Source organism: Saccharopolyspora shandongensis (assembly GCF_900106995.1).
GTDB lineage: Bacteria > Actinomycetota > Actinomycetes > Mycobacteriales > Pseudonocardiaceae > Saccharopolyspora > Saccharopolyspora shandongensis.
Map to the genome: position 1 here is coordinate 66,153 of NZ_FNOK01000038.1, position 17,671 is coordinate 83,823.

The 17,671-nt window shown below is 70.5% G+C and carries 17 protein-coding genes; 7 read left to right on the top strand and 10 right to left on the bottom strand.

Annotated elements, in window-relative coordinates:
• Nucleotides 1–11: 11 nt before the first annotated feature.
• Complete coding sequence (locus BLW84_RS30995) at nt 12–605, bottom strand: TetR/AcrR family transcriptional regulator (RefSeq protein ID WP_093272491.1); 594 nt, start codon at nt 603–605, stop codon at nt 12–14.
• A gap of 128 nt (nt 606–733) precedes the next feature.
• Here BLW84_RS30995 and BLW84_RS31000 point away from each other — a divergent pair, with 128 nt between their 5' ends.
• The 3 genes from BLW84_RS31000 to BLW84_RS31010 all read left to right on the top strand — a co-directional run bounded on the left by BLW84_RS31000 (nt 734) and on the right by BLW84_RS31010 (nt 4,515).
• A complete protein-coding gene (locus BLW84_RS31000) occupies nt 734–1,702 on the top strand; it encodes an SDR family NAD(P)-dependent oxidoreductase (RefSeq protein WP_093272557.1) in 969 nt (322 codons plus the stop codon).
• Between the two features lie 159 nt (nt 1,703–1,861).
• On the top strand, nt 1,862–3,268 hold the full coding sequence (locus BLW84_RS31005; protein ID WP_093272493.1) for an MFS transporter: 1,407 nt from the start codon (nt 1,862–1,864) through the stop codon (nt 3,266–3,268).
• Nucleotides 3,269–3,309: 41 nt separating this feature from the next.
• Nucleotides 3,310–4,515 (top strand): cytochrome P450, encoded by a 1,206-nt coding sequence (locus tag BLW84_RS31010; RefSeq protein WP_093272495.1) that lies wholly within the window; start codon nt 3,310–3,312, stop codon nt 4,513–4,515.
• Nucleotides 4,516–4,583: 68 nt separating this feature from the next.
• Here BLW84_RS31010 and BLW84_RS47845 read toward each other — a convergent pair whose 3' ends face one another.
• The 3 genes from BLW84_RS47845 to BLW84_RS31025 all read right to left on the bottom strand — a co-directional run bounded on the left by BLW84_RS47845 (nt 4,584) and on the right by BLW84_RS31025 (nt 7,582).
• The gene (locus BLW84_RS47845) at nt 4,584–6,035 is read right to left on the bottom strand and encodes a hypothetical protein (RefSeq protein WP_093272497.1); all 1,452 of its coding nucleotides are present in this window, start codon (nt 6,033–6,035) and stop codon (nt 4,584–4,586) included.
• A complete protein-coding gene (locus tag BLW84_RS31020) occupies nt 6,032–6,610 on the bottom strand; it encodes an RNA polymerase sigma factor (RefSeq protein WP_093272560.1) in 579 nt (192 codons plus the stop codon). Before BLW84_RS31020 ends, BLW84_RS47845 begins: the two co-directional genes overlap by 4 nt.
• A gap of 69 nt (nt 6,611–6,679) precedes the next feature.
• Nucleotides 6,680–7,582, bottom strand: coding sequence for an NADP-dependent oxidoreductase (locus BLW84_RS31025; RefSeq protein ID WP_093272498.1), 903 nt, complete (start codon nt 7,580–7,582; stop codon nt 6,680–6,682).
• 109 nt (nt 7,583–7,691) lie between these two features.
• On the opposite strand from BLW84_RS31025, the gene BLW84_RS31030 reads away from it, so the two are divergent.
• Nucleotides 7,692–8,512, top strand: a protein-coding gene (locus BLW84_RS31030; RefSeq protein WP_425441783.1) for an IS5 family transposase whose coding sequence is annotated in 2 segments (ribosomal slippage) — nt 7,692–8,034 and nt 8,034–8,512 — 822 coding nt in all. Because the reading frame shifts where the segments join, the coding sequence is not laid out codon by codon here.
• A gap of 272 nt (nt 8,513–8,784) precedes the next feature.
• Here the strand turns inward: BLW84_RS31030 and BLW84_RS31035 are convergent.
• The 3 genes from BLW84_RS31035 to BLW84_RS31045 form a co-directional block, all read right to left on the bottom strand.
• On the bottom strand, nt 8,785–9,027 hold the full coding sequence (locus BLW84_RS31035) for a CDGSH iron-sulfur domain-containing protein (RefSeq protein WP_093272500.1): 243 nt from the start codon (nt 9,025–9,027) through the stop codon (nt 8,785–8,787).
• Nucleotides 9,028–9,040: 13 nt separating this feature from the next.
• Nucleotides 9,041–9,247 carry a heavy-metal-associated domain-containing protein gene (locus tag BLW84_RS31040; protein WP_093272502.1) on the bottom strand — a complete coding sequence of 69 codons (207 nt, stop codon included), beginning with the start codon at nt 9,245–9,247 and terminating at the stop codon, nt 9,041–9,043.
• Between the two features lie 118 nt (nt 9,248–9,365).
• On the bottom strand, nt 9,366–10,199 hold the full coding sequence (locus BLW84_RS31045; protein ID WP_093272503.1) for a hypothetical protein: 834 nt from the start codon (nt 10,197–10,199) through the stop codon (nt 9,366–9,368).
• Nucleotides 10,200–10,535: 336 nt separating this feature from the next.
• Between BLW84_RS31045 and BLW84_RS31050 the strand changes: the two genes are divergently transcribed.
• Both BLW84_RS31050 and BLW84_RS31055 read left to right on the top strand, forming a co-directional pair.
• A complete protein-coding gene (locus BLW84_RS31050; protein WP_093272505.1) occupies nt 10,536–11,957 on the top strand; it encodes an MFS transporter in 1,422 nt (473 codons plus the stop codon).
• Nucleotides 11,958–12,016: 59 nt separating this feature from the next.
• A complete protein-coding gene (locus BLW84_RS31055; RefSeq protein ID WP_093272508.1) occupies nt 12,017–12,556 on the top strand; it encodes a carboxymuconolactone decarboxylase family protein in 540 nt (179 codons plus the stop codon).
• Nucleotides 12,557–12,862: 306 nt separating this feature from the next.
• On the opposite strand, the gene BLW84_RS31060 is transcribed toward BLW84_RS31055, so the two are convergent.
• The 3 genes from BLW84_RS31060 to BLW84_RS31070 form a co-directional block, all read right to left on the bottom strand.
• Complete coding sequence (locus BLW84_RS31060; protein WP_093272510.1) at nt 12,863–13,912, bottom strand: polyprenyl synthetase family protein; 1,050 nt, start codon at nt 13,910–13,912, stop codon at nt 12,863–12,865.
• A 708-nt stretch (nt 13,913–14,620) separates the two neighbouring features.
• Nucleotides 14,621–15,529, bottom strand: coding sequence for a Vgb family protein (locus BLW84_RS31065; RefSeq protein WP_093272513.1), 909 nt, complete (start codon nt 15,527–15,529; stop codon nt 14,621–14,623).
• Nucleotides 15,530–15,860: 331 nt separating this feature from the next.
• Nucleotides 15,861–16,910 (bottom strand): NAD(P)-dependent alcohol dehydrogenase, encoded by a 1,050-nt coding sequence (locus tag BLW84_RS31070; protein ID WP_093272516.1) that lies wholly within the window; start codon nt 16,908–16,910, stop codon nt 15,861–15,863.
• A gap of 111 nt (nt 16,911–17,021) precedes the next feature.
• Here BLW84_RS31070 and BLW84_RS31075 point away from each other — a divergent pair, with 111 nt between their 5' ends.
• Nucleotides 17,022–17,627: a TetR/AcrR family transcriptional regulator gene (locus BLW84_RS31075; RefSeq protein ID WP_245761514.1), complete on the top strand. Its 606-nt coding sequence runs from the start codon at nt 17,022–17,024 to the stop codon at nt 17,625–17,627.
• The last annotated feature ends 44 nt before the right edge of the window (nt 17,628–17,671 follow it).

Here is a 17,671-nt window from a genome sequence, read left to right on the forward strand (position 1 = left end):
CGCGGCTCGGTTCAGGGCAGGTCGGGCCAGCCGCGCGCGAGGTGGGAGAACGCGGTGTCCAGGGCCGCTCGCGGGTCGGGTTCCGTGCCCGCGAGATCGGGGATTTCCAGGACGTAGCGCGCCAGCAGGCGCAGGGAGAGGTCGTCGGCGTGGCGCCCGGTTTCCTCGGCGATGACGCGGGCCAGCGCGGCTTCGCAGCTCGTCCACAACGTCCGGGCATAGGCGCGCAGTGCCGGGGTGGCGACCACGAGATCGGCGACGCGCCGGGCCTCGGGTTCGGGATCGGGGGCGAAAGGGCCTCGTGTGGCGAGGAAGTCGCGCAGGGCGCCCAGGACCGAACTGCCCTCCGGGCGGTTGCGCACGGCAGCCGCCAGGGCCGCCTCGCGCTCTCCGGCGTCGCCGAGGACCAGCGCCTCCTTCCCGCCGGGGAAGTGCACGAACAGCGTCGATACCGCCGTGTCCGCGGCGTCGGCGATCTCGGCGACGGTGACCTTGTCGAAGCCCCGCTCCAGGAACAGCCGGCGCGCTGCCGCCGAGAGCGCCTGGCGGGTGGCGGCCTTCTTGCGTTCACGCCGGTCGGACACCCGCGCCGGAGTCTGTGCCATGCCGCGATGCTACCCACGATCGGGATTGACTCTAAAATCGGATTCATTGCAAAGTCGGAACGACTCCGATTTACTTGCCCGAGGCGCCGCGCAGCGCGCCGAACCACGCCGAACCCACCGGAGCCGCCATGCCGTCCACCGCCCAGACCGCGCCGTGGGACGTCCGGCGACCGCCGCGCGCCGACGGGAAGACCTTCCTGGTGACCGGCGGAAACGCAGGGATCGGGTACTTCGTCGCCGAGCAGCTGGCCGGCACCGGGGCGACCGTCGTCCTCGGTAGCCGCAACGACACCAAGGCGAACGCCGCGATGGCGTCGATCCGGTCCCGGATCCCCGGCGCGCGCGTGCGCCACCTCAGCCTGGACCTCTCCGACCTCTCCTCGATCAAGTCCGCCGTGGACGAGCTGGATGCGGACGGCCTCGACGCGGTCGTCTGCAACGCCGGGGTGCTGCTGGACCGGCCGCAGCGCCAGGAGACCGAGGGCGGCCACGAGCTGACGTTCGCCACCAACCACCTCGGGCACTTCCTGCTGGTCGGGCATCTGGCACCGCTGCTCGCCGCGAGCTCGGGCCGCGTGGTGACCACCGGCAGCTTCGTGGCGAAGTCGGCGAGCCTGGACCTCACCGACCTGCAGAGCACGCGGGACTACGAGCCCAAACGCGCCTACGCGCGGTCGAAGCTCGCGCAGATGCTGTTCGGCTTCGAGCTCGACCGCCGCCTGCGCGCCGCGGGCAGCACGGCGCTGAGCGTGGTGAACCACCCCGGCGGCGCGCTCGACTCCCTCACCCCCTCGCGCCCGCCCATCCACGTCCGGACCACCGGCCAGCGGCTGCGGGGCCTGCCCGCCGGCCTCGCCTTGCACGGCAAGGAAGCCGGCGCGTGGCCCGCCGTTCGAGCAGTCCTGGATCCATCCGTTCGCGGCGGCGAGCTTTGGGGGCCTCGCGTGTTCGGGCTTCGCGGCGAACCTCGCAGCGAAGCCGTTCAGGGCCTGCTCGCCGACGCCGCGCTCGCCGCAGACGTGTGGGCCGCCAGCGTGGACCTCACCGGCGTCAACCCCTTCGACACCGTTCCAGGACCGGCGGAACACGGGCAGTAGGACCGCCCGTCCGTCGACATTGGACGGACGACCGAGGCCCACTCATCGCGGGCAACCTCAAGAAAATGTGATGCATTTCACGTCTGATTTGTCCGTTTACCGGGTGTCCGCGCCCCGGCATGATGCACGCACCAATCGCTCAACAGTGAGGAAAAGCGCGTGGAAAACAGTCCGGATGCCGGGTCGTGGCGGGAGCTCGGCGGTCATCTGAGCACCGCGGTCGTGCTCGCCGGTGGGGTGCTCGTCGGCGCGGTGAACATCTACGTGGCGGCGAGTCTGCTGCCGACGGCCGTCGGCGACATCGGCGGCGAGCCGTTGTACGCGTGGAACATGACGGCCTTCTTGGTCGCCCAGGTGGTCGCCACGATGTTCGTGGGCCGGTTGCTCTCCCGGCGCGGCGATGCCGGCTCCTACCTGATCGGCTTCGGTGTCTTCGCCGGCGGATCGCTGGTCTGCGCGGTGGCCCCGGCGATGCCCGTTCTGCTGGTCGGCCGCGGCATCCAGGGCCTCGGCGCCGGACTGCTGACCGGCCTGGGATTCGCGATGATCCGCTCGGCGCTGCCGCCCCACCTGTGGTCGCGCGGCAGCGCGTTGGTCTCCGCAATGTTCGGCGTCGGCAACTTCGTGGGCCCGGCGCTCGGCGGGTTGTTCGCGCAATTCGGTTCGTGGCGACTGGCTTTCGTCGTGCTGGCCGCCGTCTCGGTCGTGATCGCGGCGTTCGCGCCCAGGGCGCTCCCGCGAAGCGAACGGGACGAGCACGCGACCCCGGTGCCGGTGCGCTCGCTGGTGCTGGTCGTCGGAGCCGTAGGGGCGGTGAGCGTCGCCGGGATCCTCTCGAACGCCACCGCGATGACGGCGTTCATCCTGCTGGGGCTCGCGTTGGTCGCGGCGTTCCTGGTGGCGGAGAAGCGCGCGGCGGGGCGGGTTCTGCCGCGTTCGACGTTCCAGTCCGGCTCGGCGTTGCGGTGGGTCTTCCTGACCATCGCGCTGCTCGCATCCGGTGTCGCCGTGGAGACGTTCCTGCCGTTGTTCGGCCAGCACCTGGGCGGGCTGCCTCCCGTGGCGGCGGGATTCTTCGCCGCAGCACTGTCTTTCGGCTGGTCTGCGAGCCAGATCGCCAGCTCCTCGGCGAGCCGGGAGCGGACGATCCGGCGGCTCCAGGTCGCCGGCCCGGCTGCTCTCGCCGCCGGGTTCGCAGTTCTCGCGCTGCTGCAGCAGGACGACGCGCCGCTGCTAGTGGTCCTGGCCTGGCTGCCCGTGCTCGTCGCCGGTGGCGCGGGAATCGGCATAGCCATGCCGCATCTGTCCGTCGCCGCCATGGCCAGCACCGATGATCCCGGCGAGGGACGGAAAACCGCCGCCGCGATCGCGACGGTACTGACGATGTCGACCGCATTCGGCGCGGCGGTCACCGGGCTCCTGGTCAACCTGGGCGCGCCGTCGATGGTCGCGTCCGCCCGCTACCTCCTGATCGGGTTCGCCGCCATCGCCGCCATCGGGATCTTCACCGCGCGACGCGCCGACGACGTCGCGCGCAGCCGGGAGAAGGCGGACGTCCGCCGATGACCAAGCCGAGAACGCAGGACCGTTCGACACGAGGAGGTTCCATGAACGACGCACAGGTGCCGATGTTCCCGATGGCCCGCGCGGAAGGTTGCCCGTTCGGCCCGGCGCCGGAGCTGTCCGGGTTGGCGGAACGGGTGTCGCGGGTGAGGTTGTGGGATGGCAGCACGCCGTGGCTGGTCACCCGCTACGCGGACGTGCGGGCGCTGCTGGTCGATCCCCGTGTCGGCGTCGATGTCGCGCAGCCCGGTTTCCCGCACACCAACGCGGTGAGCAAGGCCCGGGACGCGCAGATGAAGACGCTGATGCAGATGGACGCGCCGGAGCACACCGCCCAGCGGCGGCTGCTGACCCCGGAGTTCACGTCCAAGAAGATCGAGGCGTTGCGGCCCGGCATCCAGCGGATCGTCGACGAGCTCGTCGACGCGTTGCTCGCCGGTCCGAAGCCCGTTGACCTCGTGGCGGCCCTCGCGCTGCCGGTCCCCTCGCAGGTGATCTGCGAGCTGCTCGGCGTGCCCTACGCCGACCGCGACTTCTTCCAGGAAGTGGCCCGCACGCTCGTCATGGACGAGTCCGATCCCCTACGCGCCATGGCCGCCAGCGAGGAGCTGAACGCCTACCTGGCGGAGTTGGTGGTCGCGAAAGAGGCCGAGCCGGGCGAGGACCTGCTCAGCAAGCTGGCCGTCGAGCAGTACCGGACCGGGGCGATGACCCGGCGCGAGATCGCCGTGCTGGGCCAGCTCCTGCTGGTCGCCGGACACGACACCACCGCGAGCATGATCGCCTTGGGCACCGTCTCACTGCTCGCGCACCCAGAACAGTTCCGCGCGGTCCGGGACAGCGACGATCCCGCGTTGGTGGCCAACGCGGTGGAGGAACTGCTGCGCTACCTGTCCATCACGCACACCGAAGCCCGTCGCGTCGCGCGGGAGGATCTGGAGATCGGCGGGCAGACCATCCGCGCGGGCGAGGGCATCATCGCGGTGAAGAGCACCGCCAACCGGGATTCCACGGCGTTCCCGGATCCCGACGCGCTCGACGTCCGCCGAAAGGCCCGCCACCACATCGCTTTCGGCCACGGCGCGCACCACTGCCTCGGCCACGCGCTGGCCCGGGCCGAGCTGCAGGTCGTGTACGGCACCCTCTACCGGCGCATACCGACTCTGGAGCTGGCCGTACCGCTGGAACAGCTCGTGTTCAAACAGGATGCGGTCTTCTACGGGGTGCGGGAGCTGCCCGTCACCTGGTGAATTCCCGTGCCAGTAAGCGAAAACCGGGCGGGCGGCTTCGAAAAGCCGCCCGCCCGGCCACTTCCCCATCACTTCATCTGCACGTACCCGTTGAACAACGGTTTCCGCGTGCCGTCCCGCACGAGGACCCACGTGGTGCCGTCCGGGGAGATGGCCTTCGCCCCTTCCGGCAGCCACATCCCGAACGTCCCGTTCGCGACCGGCACGTCGAACGGCTGATCCAGCGAGAAGTCGGCGATCATGGAGGCGCCCGACGGGGGCACGATGCCCACGAACGCGATCTTCGCGCCGCCCTCGCCGAATCCGGGCACCGCGAGCCGGCGAACCGGGATGGACTCGCCGACGAAGGTGTCGGTGTGCAGCCGGTGGATCTTGCCTGCGGGGTTCGCCGGATCCGGCTCCGTGGTGCAGGCCACCGCGTGCTGCGCGGTCCGGCCCAGCACCACCCGGTACGGCCCGTCCTCGACGAGGACGCCTGGCTGGTAGCCGTCCCGGTCCGCGGGCGGCTCGGCGAGCCCGGCCAGGCATTCGCCGAGTGCCCTGCCCGCCGGAGAAGTCCGGTCCCCGGCGCGGTCGGTCAGGCTGAGCAGCGGCGCCGGCGGCGCGGGCAGTTCGGCGCGGGGCCAGCTGATCCTCGCCGGTCCCTGACCCGACTGACCTGGCTCGCCTTGTCTCGGCTCGCCTGGCTGGTCCTGGCCCGGTTGTCCCGGCTCACCTTGGCCCGGCTGACCCGGCTGACCTGGCTGGCCCGGTTGTCCCGGCTCGCCTTGGCCTGGCTGGCCCGGCTGGCCCTGTCCCGGCTGTGCTGGCTGGCCCGACTCACCTTGCCCTGGCTGGCGCGGCAGGCGCGGATTAACCTCGCCCGACGGCTCCGGTTTGTACTCGTCCAGCCGTTGTGCCCAGAGCAGGGTGGTCGCCGGGTCCGTCAGCGTGAAGCTGGTGAACTGTCGCGTGTCCTTCGCGATGTCGCTCTCCGACACGCCCAAGCCGTCCGGCATCGACAGCATGATCCGGGGCCACGTGGGATCGGCGATGCCGGCGGCGGCTCCGGTACTGGTGTAGAGCAGCAGCGCGGTGCGGCTTCCGGCCGCGTAGGAGGGTTCCGCGTTCGGGTCGGACATCGTCACCATCGTCGACGTCGTCTCGCAGAAGACGGGCTTGCCGCCCGCGGTGAACGCGGCGACGACATCGTCGCCCTGCGCCGTGATGGACGCGTTGACCCATTCGCTCCGATCCGGCACCTGGCCGGTCTTGCCCGCGGCGCGAACCGCCTCCCAGCACCGGTCGAGCGTCCTGCTCGTGGCGTCGGGCGGGGCTGCGGCGGGCGTCTCGACGAGCTGCGATCGCGCGACCTGCACGCCGATCACGGCACCGGCGGCGAGCAGGACGACCGCGGCCGAAGCCGCCAGCCCCCGGCCGCGGTGGCGGGGCGCCGTCCCGGCCTCGACCTTGCCGCGCAACCGGGCGCGGACCTCGGGCGGGAGTTCACGTCGCGGGGGAAGCCGTGGTTCGTCGATCATTTCTCCTCCACCAGGTCGCGCAGCTGGGCCTTCGCCCGGGACAGATGCGAACGAACGGTGACCTCCGCGACCTTGAGCAGCGCCGCCGCATCGGCGATCGACAGGTCGCCGAGCAGGCACAGCTCCACGACCTGCCGCTGCGCTCGCGGCAGCGTGCGCACGGCGTCGATCACCTGCTTCAGCCGCGCTTCGCCGTCGAGCTGGTCGGCGACGGCGTCGGCGTGGTCCGACACCACGTCCGGTTCGGGAATCCGGCGCAGCAGCCGCAACCGCCGGCTCGCACCCCGGCGCTCCGTTCGCGCGAGGTTCCCGGCCACCGTGTAGAGCCACGGCCGCAGGCTGTCCCGCACCAGAACGACCTCGGCGCGCTTGCGCCAGGCGATGAGGAAGGTGTTCGACGTCAGGTCTTCGGCGGCGCTCCAGGAACCGGTCAGCCGGTAGGCGTGGTTCCACACCGCTTGCACGTGCCGCTCGAACAGGACGCCGAAGGCCCCGGCGTCGTCGCGTGCCGCGCGCCCCCAGAGGTCACCGTCTTCGACGTCGTCGGCCGACGACATCGCTCCGGTCCATTGCATGGTCACACCCCTCAGTGGCCGGCAACGGCGGAAGTGTTGTCGCGGCCGACCGGAAAGGCGGCGGTTCGCTCAGGGAACGAGGACGATCTTCCCGACCGCGTGCCCGTTCTCGACCTGGGCGAGGGCTTCGCCGGCCTCGTCGAGCGGCCGGACCTGCGTGACGTGCGGGTCCAGCGCCTTCGTCGCGACCAGCCGGGCGAGCTCGGTGAGGACGGCCGTGCTCCGATCCCGTTCGACCTCGCCGCCGCCGAGCTCGCGGGCCAACGGCTTGTCGGCCACCGAGCGCAGCTTGGACCGGTCCGCGACCAGACCCGCCACGGTGCGCAGGGCCTCGCCACCGACGAGGTCGAAGACGGCGTCGACCCCACCCGGCGCGGCGGCGCGCACCCGGTCCAGCACACCGTCGCCGTAGGCGACCGGGACGGCCCCGAATCCCGCCACCAGCTCGTGCTTGGCCGGGCTGGCGACGCCGACGACGTTGATCCCCCGGGCGCGCGCGAGCTGCACGACCGGAATCCCGACGCCGCCACCGGCCCCGTTAACCAGCAGCGTTTCCCCGGCATCCAGGCCGAGGTTCTCCAGCGCATCGTGCGCGGTGCCGGCCGCCACCGGCAGCACCGCGGCCTCCTCCGGCGACACCTCGTCCGGCCGATGCGCCGCGAACGACGCGGTGACCAGCGCCTGCTCGGCCCAGCCGCCGACCATCCCGGGGCAACCGCCGAACACCTCGTCGCCGACCGAGAACCCCTCGACTCCGGGCCCGAGCGCGGTGACTGTCCCCGCCACCTCGCGGCCGAGCACGGCGGGCCCCGCCACGCCGTAGGAACCCTCGCGAAGCCGCCAGTCCCCCGGGTTCACGCCCGCCGCCCGCACCTGGACGAGCAGCTCGCCCGGGCCGGGCTCCGGCACCGCGACGTCGAGGAATGTCTGCTTCTCCGGCCCACCCACTTCAGAGAACCCGTACGCCCGCATGCCCACTCCCCTTCGCTGTCCCTCCCAACGTACTAAGAGGTCCTAACAGAATGATCTTGAGGGTGTGGTTTGATCTTGCTGTTCGTTGATCGTCTGGTGGGAGGTTGGTGTGGCGCAGCGCAGGCTGTGGGAGGTCGACGATGGCCTGTGGGAGCGCATCGAGCCGTTGTTACCCGTGGTCGAGCGGCGGTTTCGGAACCCGGGCCGCAAGCGGCTGGACGACCGCAAGGCGTTGTGCGGGATCTTGTTCGTGCTGTACACGGGAATGCCGTGGGAGTTCCTGCCGCAGGAACTCGGGTACGGCTCGGGCATGACATGCTGGCGGCGGTTGCGGGACTGGAACGAAGCAGGCGTGTGGCAGCGGCTGCACGAGACGCTGCTAGCCGAGTTGAACTCGGCCGGGTTGATCGACTGGTCCCGCGCTGCGGTCGACGGCTCGCATGTGCGGGCGCTAAAAGGGGGCCCAAAACCGGCCCCAGTCCAGTAGATCGAGCCAGAATCGGCTCGAAGCATCACGTGATCGTCGAGGGTGGCGGGATCCCGCTGGCCGTCACTCTCACCGGTGGTCAGCGGCACGACGTCACCCAGCTGATGCCGCTGATTGAAGCCATCCCGCCGGTACGGGGACGACGCGGTCGCCCACGCAGGCGCCCCGAGGTGCTCTACGCCGACCGGGCCTACGACTACGACAAGTATCGCAAGCTGGTACGCGCGAAGGGAATCCAGCCCGAGTTCGCCAGGCGCGGGACCGAGCACGGATCCGGGCTGGGCGTGTACCGATGGGTCGTTGAGAAGGCCATTGCGCTGCTGCACTGGTTCCGCCGGCTGCGCATCCGCTGGGAGATCCGAGATGACATCCATGAAGCCTTCCTCAGAATCGGTTGCAGCATCATCTGCTGGCGCAAACTCAAGAACAACTCAAACTGTTAGGACCTCTAAGAGGTGGTTTCAGCATGGTGCGTGGGCACGTGCGGGACGTGGCCGTCCGGAGCGCTGAACGCCGGTTTCGCGCGAAACCGCCACCGGTGCCGGACATTGGGCACCTTCGGGCGGAGCCACGCTGAAACGAACTCCAAGAGGTGCCCGGGAACGGGCATGGCGTGTCTAGAATAGACAGTCACTTGCGCGGTGCCGCTTCCTTACTGAGGACGGAACGGCGAAAGGCCGGTGGCGGTCGCCCGCTACCGGCCTTTCGCCGCTTGCTATTCCGCTGTCTTCTCGCCGGCCCGCTCCGCTGCGGAGAACCCTTCTCGCGCGTGCGATCCGTCGCAGTACGGCTTCTTCGCCGAGAGCCCGCACCGGCACAGCAACCGGGTGCGGCCGGGGCCGAGCTCGTAGGTGTTGTTCTCGTGGTCGACGATCTTGACCGGTCCTTTGACCTGGTACGGCCCGTTGTCCACGGTCTTGATCACCACGGGCGGCTCGGCCGGGGTCGGATCGCTCATCGATTCGCCGCCGTCAGCTCGCGACCTGGTAACCGGCCTCGTTGACGGCCTTGCGGATCGCGTCCGGGTCGACCGGCGAAGCGCTGACGACCGTGAGCTCGCCGTTGCTGATGTCGACGTCGACGTCGGTGACGCCCTCGGCGCCCGTGACCGCGGACGTCACCTTGCTCATGCAACCCGAGCACGTCATGCCCTTGACTACGAAGGTGCTCTCACTCATCGAATCTCCTTCTCCAGGAACGAACTTGATCAGTACCCCGGCAGGGTATCAACAATACCCCCAGTGGGTATAGGGGCGGCCAATCAGCGAACACCGCCGCCCGGCCCTTGCCCCCGGACTACTCGGCGAGCGCGGTGAACTGAGCGGTGCGGACCTTCCCCGCGTGTTTGAAGTCGAGGAACAAGCGGTAGATACCCGGGCCGGGCACTTCCGCATGGAACGCAACCTCCGGCCCCGGCCGGGTCACGCCGTCCTCCGGCGAACCGTCCGGGTGGACGTGCAGGTAGGCCAGGTCGCCCAGCCGGAACGCGACCAGGTGCCCGTAGGCGCCGAGGTACGGCTGCAGGTCGGTGACCGGCACGCCATCGCGGCGCACCACGAGGGCGAGCGGGTTGGCGTGGCCCGCGACCAGCTCCCCACCGAGCTCGACTTCGTAGCCGTCGACCACCGAGACGGCGGCGACCTCCGGCACCGGGCGCGGCCGGAAGTCACCGGCGACCGCCAGGTCGGCGCCGAGCGTGAGCGCCTGCCCGCCTTCCGGCTGGAAGTCGATGAAGACCCGGTACTCCCCGGCTTCCGCGAGCTCCAGCGGAACCGACCAGGCGCCGTCGCCCACCTCGACCGGGTGCACGTGCCAGAACCCGGTGAGGTCCCGGCGGACGACGATGAGGTGGATCTTCTTGCCGTGCACCTCGGCCAGCGAGGTCAGCGCGGCGCCGTCGGGCCCGAGGATCCGGAACCGGTAGTCGGCGACGTCGCCAGCCGCCAACCGGGTCGTGTGCGGCGCGAAGGCGTACCCGTCCTTCGTGATCTGCAGACCCTGCGGCACACCGCCGGTCTCGCGACCCTGGTGAGCGGCCGCCTGACCGTGCTGGCCATGGTGCTGGTGGCCGGCCGCGTGGTCCTGGTGGACGTGGTGCTGGTGGTGACCGACATTCGCCGACGCATTCATCGTCGCCGCCTCCTTCTCATATACCCCCTAGGGGTATCTCTCGAACACGGAGAACTATGCCAAACGATCAACCCGGGATGCAACGTGATCCACGACATACCCCTCGGGGGTACATGCGACGCAAGGCGGCAGCCACCCGACCAGCGAGATCATCCACCGAGGTCGCGCGGCGAAAACGCGCATCCCAACAGGAGGTCCAGATAGGACAGGACTCGAATCAGGCCACCCTCCGCGCCCACATCCGAGATCGCGACGACTGGACATCCCGACCTAGCTCGTCTATACCCCTAGGGGGTATTGGTATCCGATCGTTCGAATCTCGCGAGGAGTCCCGACATGTCCGCACCAACCCGATCGCCGCGCAGGTGGTGGGCGCTCGCGCTCATCGTCCTGGCCCAGTTCATGGTCATCATGGACACCTCGATCATCGGCGTCGCCCTGCCGCGGATGCAGGCGGATCTGGGCTTCTCCCAGGAGAACCTGTCGTGGGTGTTCAACGCCTACGTCATCGCCTTCGGCGGCCTGCTGCTGCTCGGCGGCCGGTTGTCCGACCTGCTCGGCGCGCGCCGGATGTTCGCCGCCGGCTGGCTCGTGCTGCTCGCCGGCTCCGCCGTCGCCGGGGCCGCCGGCACGGCGTGGGTCGAGCTGGCCGGGCGGGCGCTGCAAGGCGCGGGATCCGCGCTGATCGCCCCGTCCGCGCTGACGCTGCTCATGATGCTCTTCGGCGCAACGCCGAAGGAACTCGGCAAGGCGCTCGCGCTCTACGGCGCCGCCGCCCCCGCCGGTGGAACCGCCGGCGTCTTCCTCGGCGGTGTCATCACCGAGTACCTGAGCTGGCCATGGGTCTTCTACCTGAACATCCCGATCGCCGTGCTCGCGCTCGCGCTCACCCCTGCCCTGATGCCGGCCGGTTCGGCGCAGCGCGGTTCCACCGACCTGCTCGGCGCGTTCCTGGCCGCCGGCGGGCTCGCCGTCGCGGTCTACGCCATCGTCCGCGCGCCCGAAACCGGTTGGGGTTCCGCCGAAACCGTCATCGGCCTGGTCGCGGCGGTCGCGCTGTTGGCGGCCTTCGTTGTCGTCCAGGCCAAGCGCCGCACTCCCCTGGTCCGGCTCGGCATCTTCCGGACCCCGGACCTCGGCGCGGCCAACATCGCGCAGCTGCTGCTGGGCGCGGCGTGGATCCCGATGTGGTTCTTCCTGAACCTCTACCTGCAGCAGGTGCTCGGCCTCGGCGCCTTCGCCAGCGGCTCCGCGCTGCTGCCGATGACCACGGTCATCATGCTGCTGATGATCGTCATCGCGCCGAGGCTGGCCGCCCGCTTCGGGGTCAAGACGATGATCGTGTCGGGCCTGGTGGTGCTCGCGCTCGGGCTGGGGTGGCTGGCGCTGGTGCGGCCGGACGGCAGCTACGCCGCCGACGTGCTGCCCGCCTCGCTGGTGGCCGCGGCGGGTATGGCACTGGCGTTCGTCCCCTCGCTGGGCACCGCCATCTCCGCCGCCCGCCCCGAGGAGGGCGGGCTGGCCTCGGGAATCGTCAACACCAGCTACCAGATCGGGTCCGCCTTGGGCCTGGCCGCGATGACGGCGCTGGCGACGTCGCGGGGCGTCGACCGGATCGGCGATCCCGCCGCACTCACCAGCGGTGTCTCGGCCGCCTTCGTCGGCGCCGCCGGCATCGCGATCGCCGGTGCTCTCATCGCCGGGATCAGCTTGCGAGGCAAGCGTTCCGCGACCGAGCCCCAGACCACGAACGCCTGATCACCGGCTGCCGCCCGCCCCCGCGGGACGGGCGGCAGCCCCGAACCCTGGAGCACCACGTGCGACGTCTAAAGCCGCTCGAACCCGCCAACGCACCGGCCAAGTCCGGCGAACTGCTGGCGGAGATCATCGACCGTCACGGCACGGCAGGCGACATGGTCCGCACCATGGCGCACTCACCCGCGCTGCTGACCGGCTACCTGTCGTTCTCCCGCGCGATGAAGCGGACCAAGCTGCCCGCGGCGCTCGGCGAGAAGGTCTCGCTGGCGGTGCAGGAATGGCTCGGCTGCGCGTCCTGCCTGGCCGCGCACGCCGATGCAGCGAAGGCCCTCGGCCTCAGCGACACCGACATCGCCCTGGCCCGCCAGGGCACCGCGGTCGACCCACGGGAGGCCGCGCTGCTCGCCTTCGTCGTGAACGTGGTCGCCGAACCCGCGACGCTCGGCGACGACGACATCGCCGCGCTCACCGCCCACGGCTGGACCGAGCGCACCATCGCCGACGTCGTCGGACTGGTCGCCCTGAACCAGCTCACCGGCACCTTCAACCTCGTCGCAGGCATCGAACCGGCACCCGCCGGGGAGACCGCCCCGCAGTGACCCCGGAGTCGGCGTCGTGTCCCGGGCATGACGCCGACTCCCGCCGCTGGCCCGCGCGGCGGATCCTGGGCGGCCCGTCCGGTTCGTGATCGTGCGGATATCGTCGATCGCTTCGAGAGGACGGCCTCGACGAGGTGGTCGATGTAGCTGTGCGGGATGGCTCCTTCCGCGTTCCGGCGAAAACCTGGCGGCGAGTTCGTCGTTGGTCGTGGTGGTCCTGGCGACTTGCTCCCTTTGGGATACCTCCGTTCTTCGCAGGACGTCTCGCGGCTGCCGTCGGCGCTGCGCTTCGCTGTGGTGTCCGGGTCAGCGAGTCCGCCCGATCAACGACCGGGCCAGCGCCTCGAAGGTCGCGCGGATCTCCGCCGGCATCGGCAGCGAGGCCAGGCAGTCCGCGACGCCCGTGAGGTGCCGCATTGCCTCGCGTTCGGCGAACTCCCGGCCGCCCAGCTCCTCGATGAGCTCCGCCGCCAGCCTCAGGTCGGATTCGGTCCGCGCCTCGGCGCCGACCAGCGAGACCAGGCGCTCGCGCGCGGGACCTTCCGCCGCCAGCGCGGCGATGATCGGCAGGGTCTTCTTGCCCTCGCGCAGATCCCCCAGCACCGGCTTGCCGGTCGCCGCCGGATCGCCCCAGATGCCCAGGACGTCGTCGGTGCACTGGAAGGCGAGCCCGAGGCTGCGGCCGAGGCGGTCGAAGCACTCCGCGGTCGCGGCGTCCGCTCCGGCCAGCAGGGCGCCCGCCGATGCGGAAAAGCCGAGCAGCGCGCCGGTTTTGGCCTCGGCCATCGCCAGGTACTCGGCGACGCCCACCGCCTGCTCTCCCGTCCACGGCAGTTCGGTGAACCTGATGTCCTCGACCTGGCCGACGACCACCTCCCGCATCGAGGCCGCGAGACGCGCCGCCACTGCGGCACCGGCAGGCGCCCCGCCCTCGCCGAGCAGGATCGCGAACGCTTCGGACTGCAGGGCGTCGCCGAGCAGGATCGCCGCCGGAACCCCGTGCTCCTTCCACACCGCGGGCTGACCACGTCTCAGCACGTCGCCGTCGATGAGGTCGTCGTGGATCAGGCTGAAGTTGTGGACGAGCTCGACGGCGGCGGCCGCGGGCAGCGCCGCCGATGGCTCGCCGCCGACCGCCTCCGCGGCGAGCACGGCCATGGTGGGGCGGATGGCCTTGCCGGTGGCGGCGGGATCCCGTGAGTGCCAACGAAAATGGTAGAAACCGATCGCCCCGAGCGATGGCCCGAGCCGCTCGACGGCATCGCGCAGCAGCGGTTCGGTGAGCTCGCGAGCTCGTCGGCTGGCACTCGCCAGCAGTTCGTGATCGGTCTTCGCGGTGACCGGCAGTGTCGTCATGATCGGCCTCGATCCTGGTTTCAATTCCCGACGTGACCCAAGTTACGTGTCCAAAGAGGTCGGTCGGATCGGCCGAAGTGCCAACCGAGATCGACCGATCGGCCAGGAAACGAGGCCCGGCGCCTCATACTTTCGGCCGAAATTCCGGCGAGCACCGTTCGTCCCCGGCAGCGCGGGATCCGGCGTTGCCGCCGGCGGAGCTCGGGATCGGGAATTGAACCCAGCCGCATCCCCGCCCGTCGAAGACGCTGGCGGGGATGCGGCGTTCGGCTCAAGCGGGATTCGACGCCCGGGCGGATCTCGATCGCCTCCGAGGCCGGAAGCTTCTTGACCAGTTCGACGGCTTCCTCCTGGCCCGCCACGTCAAGCACGAACCAGCCGTCGAGGAGGTCTCCTTACCGCCGCGCGTCGGCCGTCCGTGATCGTCGATGATCCATAGACCCACGCACGCCCGGTCACCGACCTGTCGCGCTCGGTGTCGAGGCCGCCGACCGGCTTGCCGGTCGGCGTGCCCCGGCCGAGCCGAGTCTCGTACGCCTTGCAGTAGGCGTCCGGCCTGGCTCCGGCGGCGCAGCTCGCCTGCCTCGAAAGATCACGAGTGCCTGCCCACAGGTGTTCCCCCGCGGTATCGAGGCGGCCGGACGCTGTGCCGGGCCGGGTGTCTTCCCCGCACCGGCCAGAGTTCTCACCGATGCCGGTGCACCGGCTTCAGCGATCGGTTTCGACCGCGGGCGGGGAAATCCGGGCGAGGGCGCCGATCTCCAGCGCCGTCCACAGTGCACCGTCCGGGCCGAGGGCGATGCCGTGCGGTTCCGAACCGGGCGTGGGCAGGTCGTGCACCTCGATGACGCCGCCGGCGGTGATCGAGCCGACCCGGTTCGCGCCCCACTCGGTGAACCACATCGCCCCGTCCGGGCCGGTGGTGATGGCGTGCGGCCGGGCGGCGCGGTCGGGCAGCGGGAACTCCTCGATCCCGCCGTCGGTGCCGATCCGGCCGATCTGGCCCGCGCCGATCTCGACGAACCAGACCGCGCCGTCCGGGCCCGCCGCGATCCCCACCGGCCCGGCCGCCTCGGTCGGCAGCGGGTGGATCGCGACCTCGCCGTCCGGGCCGATCCGCCCGATCGCGTTGGCCATGTTCATCGTGAACCACATCGCGCCGTCGGCACCCGCGGTGATCGCGGACGGGAACGCACCCTCGATCGGCAGCGGGAACTCCCGCACCTGGCCGTCCGGCGTGATCCGGCCGATCTGGTTCGCGGCGGTCTCGGTGAACCACAGCGCGCCGTCCGGCCCCGCGGCCAGGCCGTACGGCCCGGATTCCGGCGTGGGCAGGTCGAACTCGGCGATCTCGCCCGCGGTGGTGATCCGGCCGATCCGGTGCGCCTGGTACTCGGTGAACCAGAGCGCGCCGTCCGGGCCGCCGACGATGATCGTCGGCCCGCTGTCAGGGGCGAGCCGGTGGCTGGTGGGCTCGCCGCCCGGCACCAGCCGGCCGATCTGTCCGCTGTGCACCATGGTGAACCACAACGCGCCGTCCGGTCCGGCGGTGATCGCATATGGGCCGGTGCCCTCGGCGGAGACGTCGTGCTGCTCGATCCGCGCGGTCGATGTCATGCGAACTCCTCGTTGTGCTGCGCGATGCGTTCATTCTCGGCAGGAGTGCCCCACATGATCATCCGGGAGTGCCCGGTGGCGAGCTCGACCGGGACACCTCCGCCACGCGGCGCGGAGCGGCCACATCGTCGAAGCTCCGCCGGATCGGATTGCCGGGTTGCCACCGACGGTCGCGCGAGGAGCCACGTCGGAGGTCATCGCCCGTCGCCGGTCTGCACGCCCGGCATGATGGTCGCCCCGCAGCCGAACCAGACGTCGCGCAGCCGGACGCCTGACCGAAAGGCCCGCTGCCCGGCGCTTTCGCACCGGACAACGGGCCTCTTCCGCCGGTTCAGGCGCCGATGGTGGCGGCGTCGATCACAAAGCGGTACCGCACGTCGCTGCCCTCGACGCGCTCGTAGGCCTCGTTGACCCGGTCCGCCGAGATCAGCTCGATCTCCGCGCCGATGCCGTGCTCCGCGCAGAAGTCCAGCATCTCCTGGGTCTCGGCGATCCCGCCGATCATCGACCCGGCCAGCACCTTGTTGCCGCCCAGCAGCGAGAAGGCGTTGTAGGACAGCGGTTCGCCGGGAGCCCCGACGTTGACCATCGCGCCGCCCACCCGCAGCAGCCCCAGGTAGGCGTCGATCGGGAGCTTCGCCGAGACCGTGTTGAGGATCAGGTCGAAACGCCCCGCCAGCGCCGCGAAGGTCGACTCGTCGCTGGTCGCGAAGTAGTCGGTCGCGCCCAGCCGCAGGCCGTCCTCCTGCTTCTTCAGGCTCTGGCTGAGCACCGTCACCTCGGCGCCCATCGCGGCGGCCAGCTTCACCGCCATGTGGCCCAGCCCGCCGAGCCCGATCACGGCGACCTTCTTGCCCGGGCCCGCGCCCCACTGGCGCAGCGGCGAGTAGGTGGTGATGCCGGCGCACAGCAGCGGCGCGGCGACGTCCAGCCCGATGCCGTCCGGGATCCGGCACACGAAGGCGTCCTTCACCACGACCTGCCGGCTGTAGCCCCCGTAGGTGGTCTCGCCGTCGAAGCCGACGGCGTTGTAGGTCTGGACGTTGCCCTTGACGCAGAACTGCTCGCGGCCCGCCCGGCAGTACTCGCACTCGCCGCAGGAATCGACCATGCAGCCGACCCCGACCCGGTCCCCGACCTGGTACTTCGTCACGGCCGATCCGACCGCGGCGACCACGCCGGCGATCTCGTGCCCGGGAACCATCGGGAAGATCGCCTCGCCCCAGTCCTCCTTGGCCTGGTGGATGTCGCTGTGGCAGATGCCCGCGTAGGCGATGTCGATCAGCACGTCGTCCGGTCGCAGGTCACGTCGCTCGATCGTCGTCGGCGCCAGGGGTGCGCCCGGCGACGGTGCGGCGATAGCGTGCGTGATCGTGCTCATGAATCCTCCAAGGAACAGCTGTGCGGCGGACCCCGATCATGTAAGAGGCCTCTTACATTGGAGACGTAAGACCCCTCTTACATATTCCGAGCGGAAGATGTGAGCCACGACATGGGCATCAAGTACCACCACGGCGACCTCCGTGCCGAGCTCGTGCGCGTCTCACTGGACCTGATCGCGGAACGGGGCCTGACCGGCTTCTCCGTGGCGGAGGTGGCGCGGCGGGCCAAGGTGAGCCCGGGCGCGCCGTACCGGCACTTCCCCGAACGGGAGAGCCTGCTCGCGGCCACCGCGGCCGCGGTCGCGTGCCAGCTCGCGAAACGCGTGCAGGCCGCCGTCGAGACCCGGGAAGATCCCGTCGACGCGCTCGCCGCGGCGGCCGGCGCTTACACCGAATACCTCCTCGAACGCCGCGCGGGCATGAACGTCATCTACGCGGACGGTCTGCAGGGCCCCAAGCACGCCGAGCTGCACGAGCAGACGCGACGGCTGACCGATCAGTTCCTGATGCTCTGCCTGGCCGTGTCGGACGGACCACAGGAAGCCCTGGAGCTGATGGAGCAGCTGTTCGCCCAGGCGCATGGCTACGGCATGCTCTGGCTCGACGGCGTCTTCGCCAAGCAGGGCTACTCCCCCGAACTCGTCGTTCGGAAGTCCACCACCGCAGCGCGCATCGTGATCGAAGGCCACGCGAAGCACTCACGACCGAGTCACTGAAACCCTTGGACGACAAGAGAATTCGCGCCGACGAGACAAGCCGG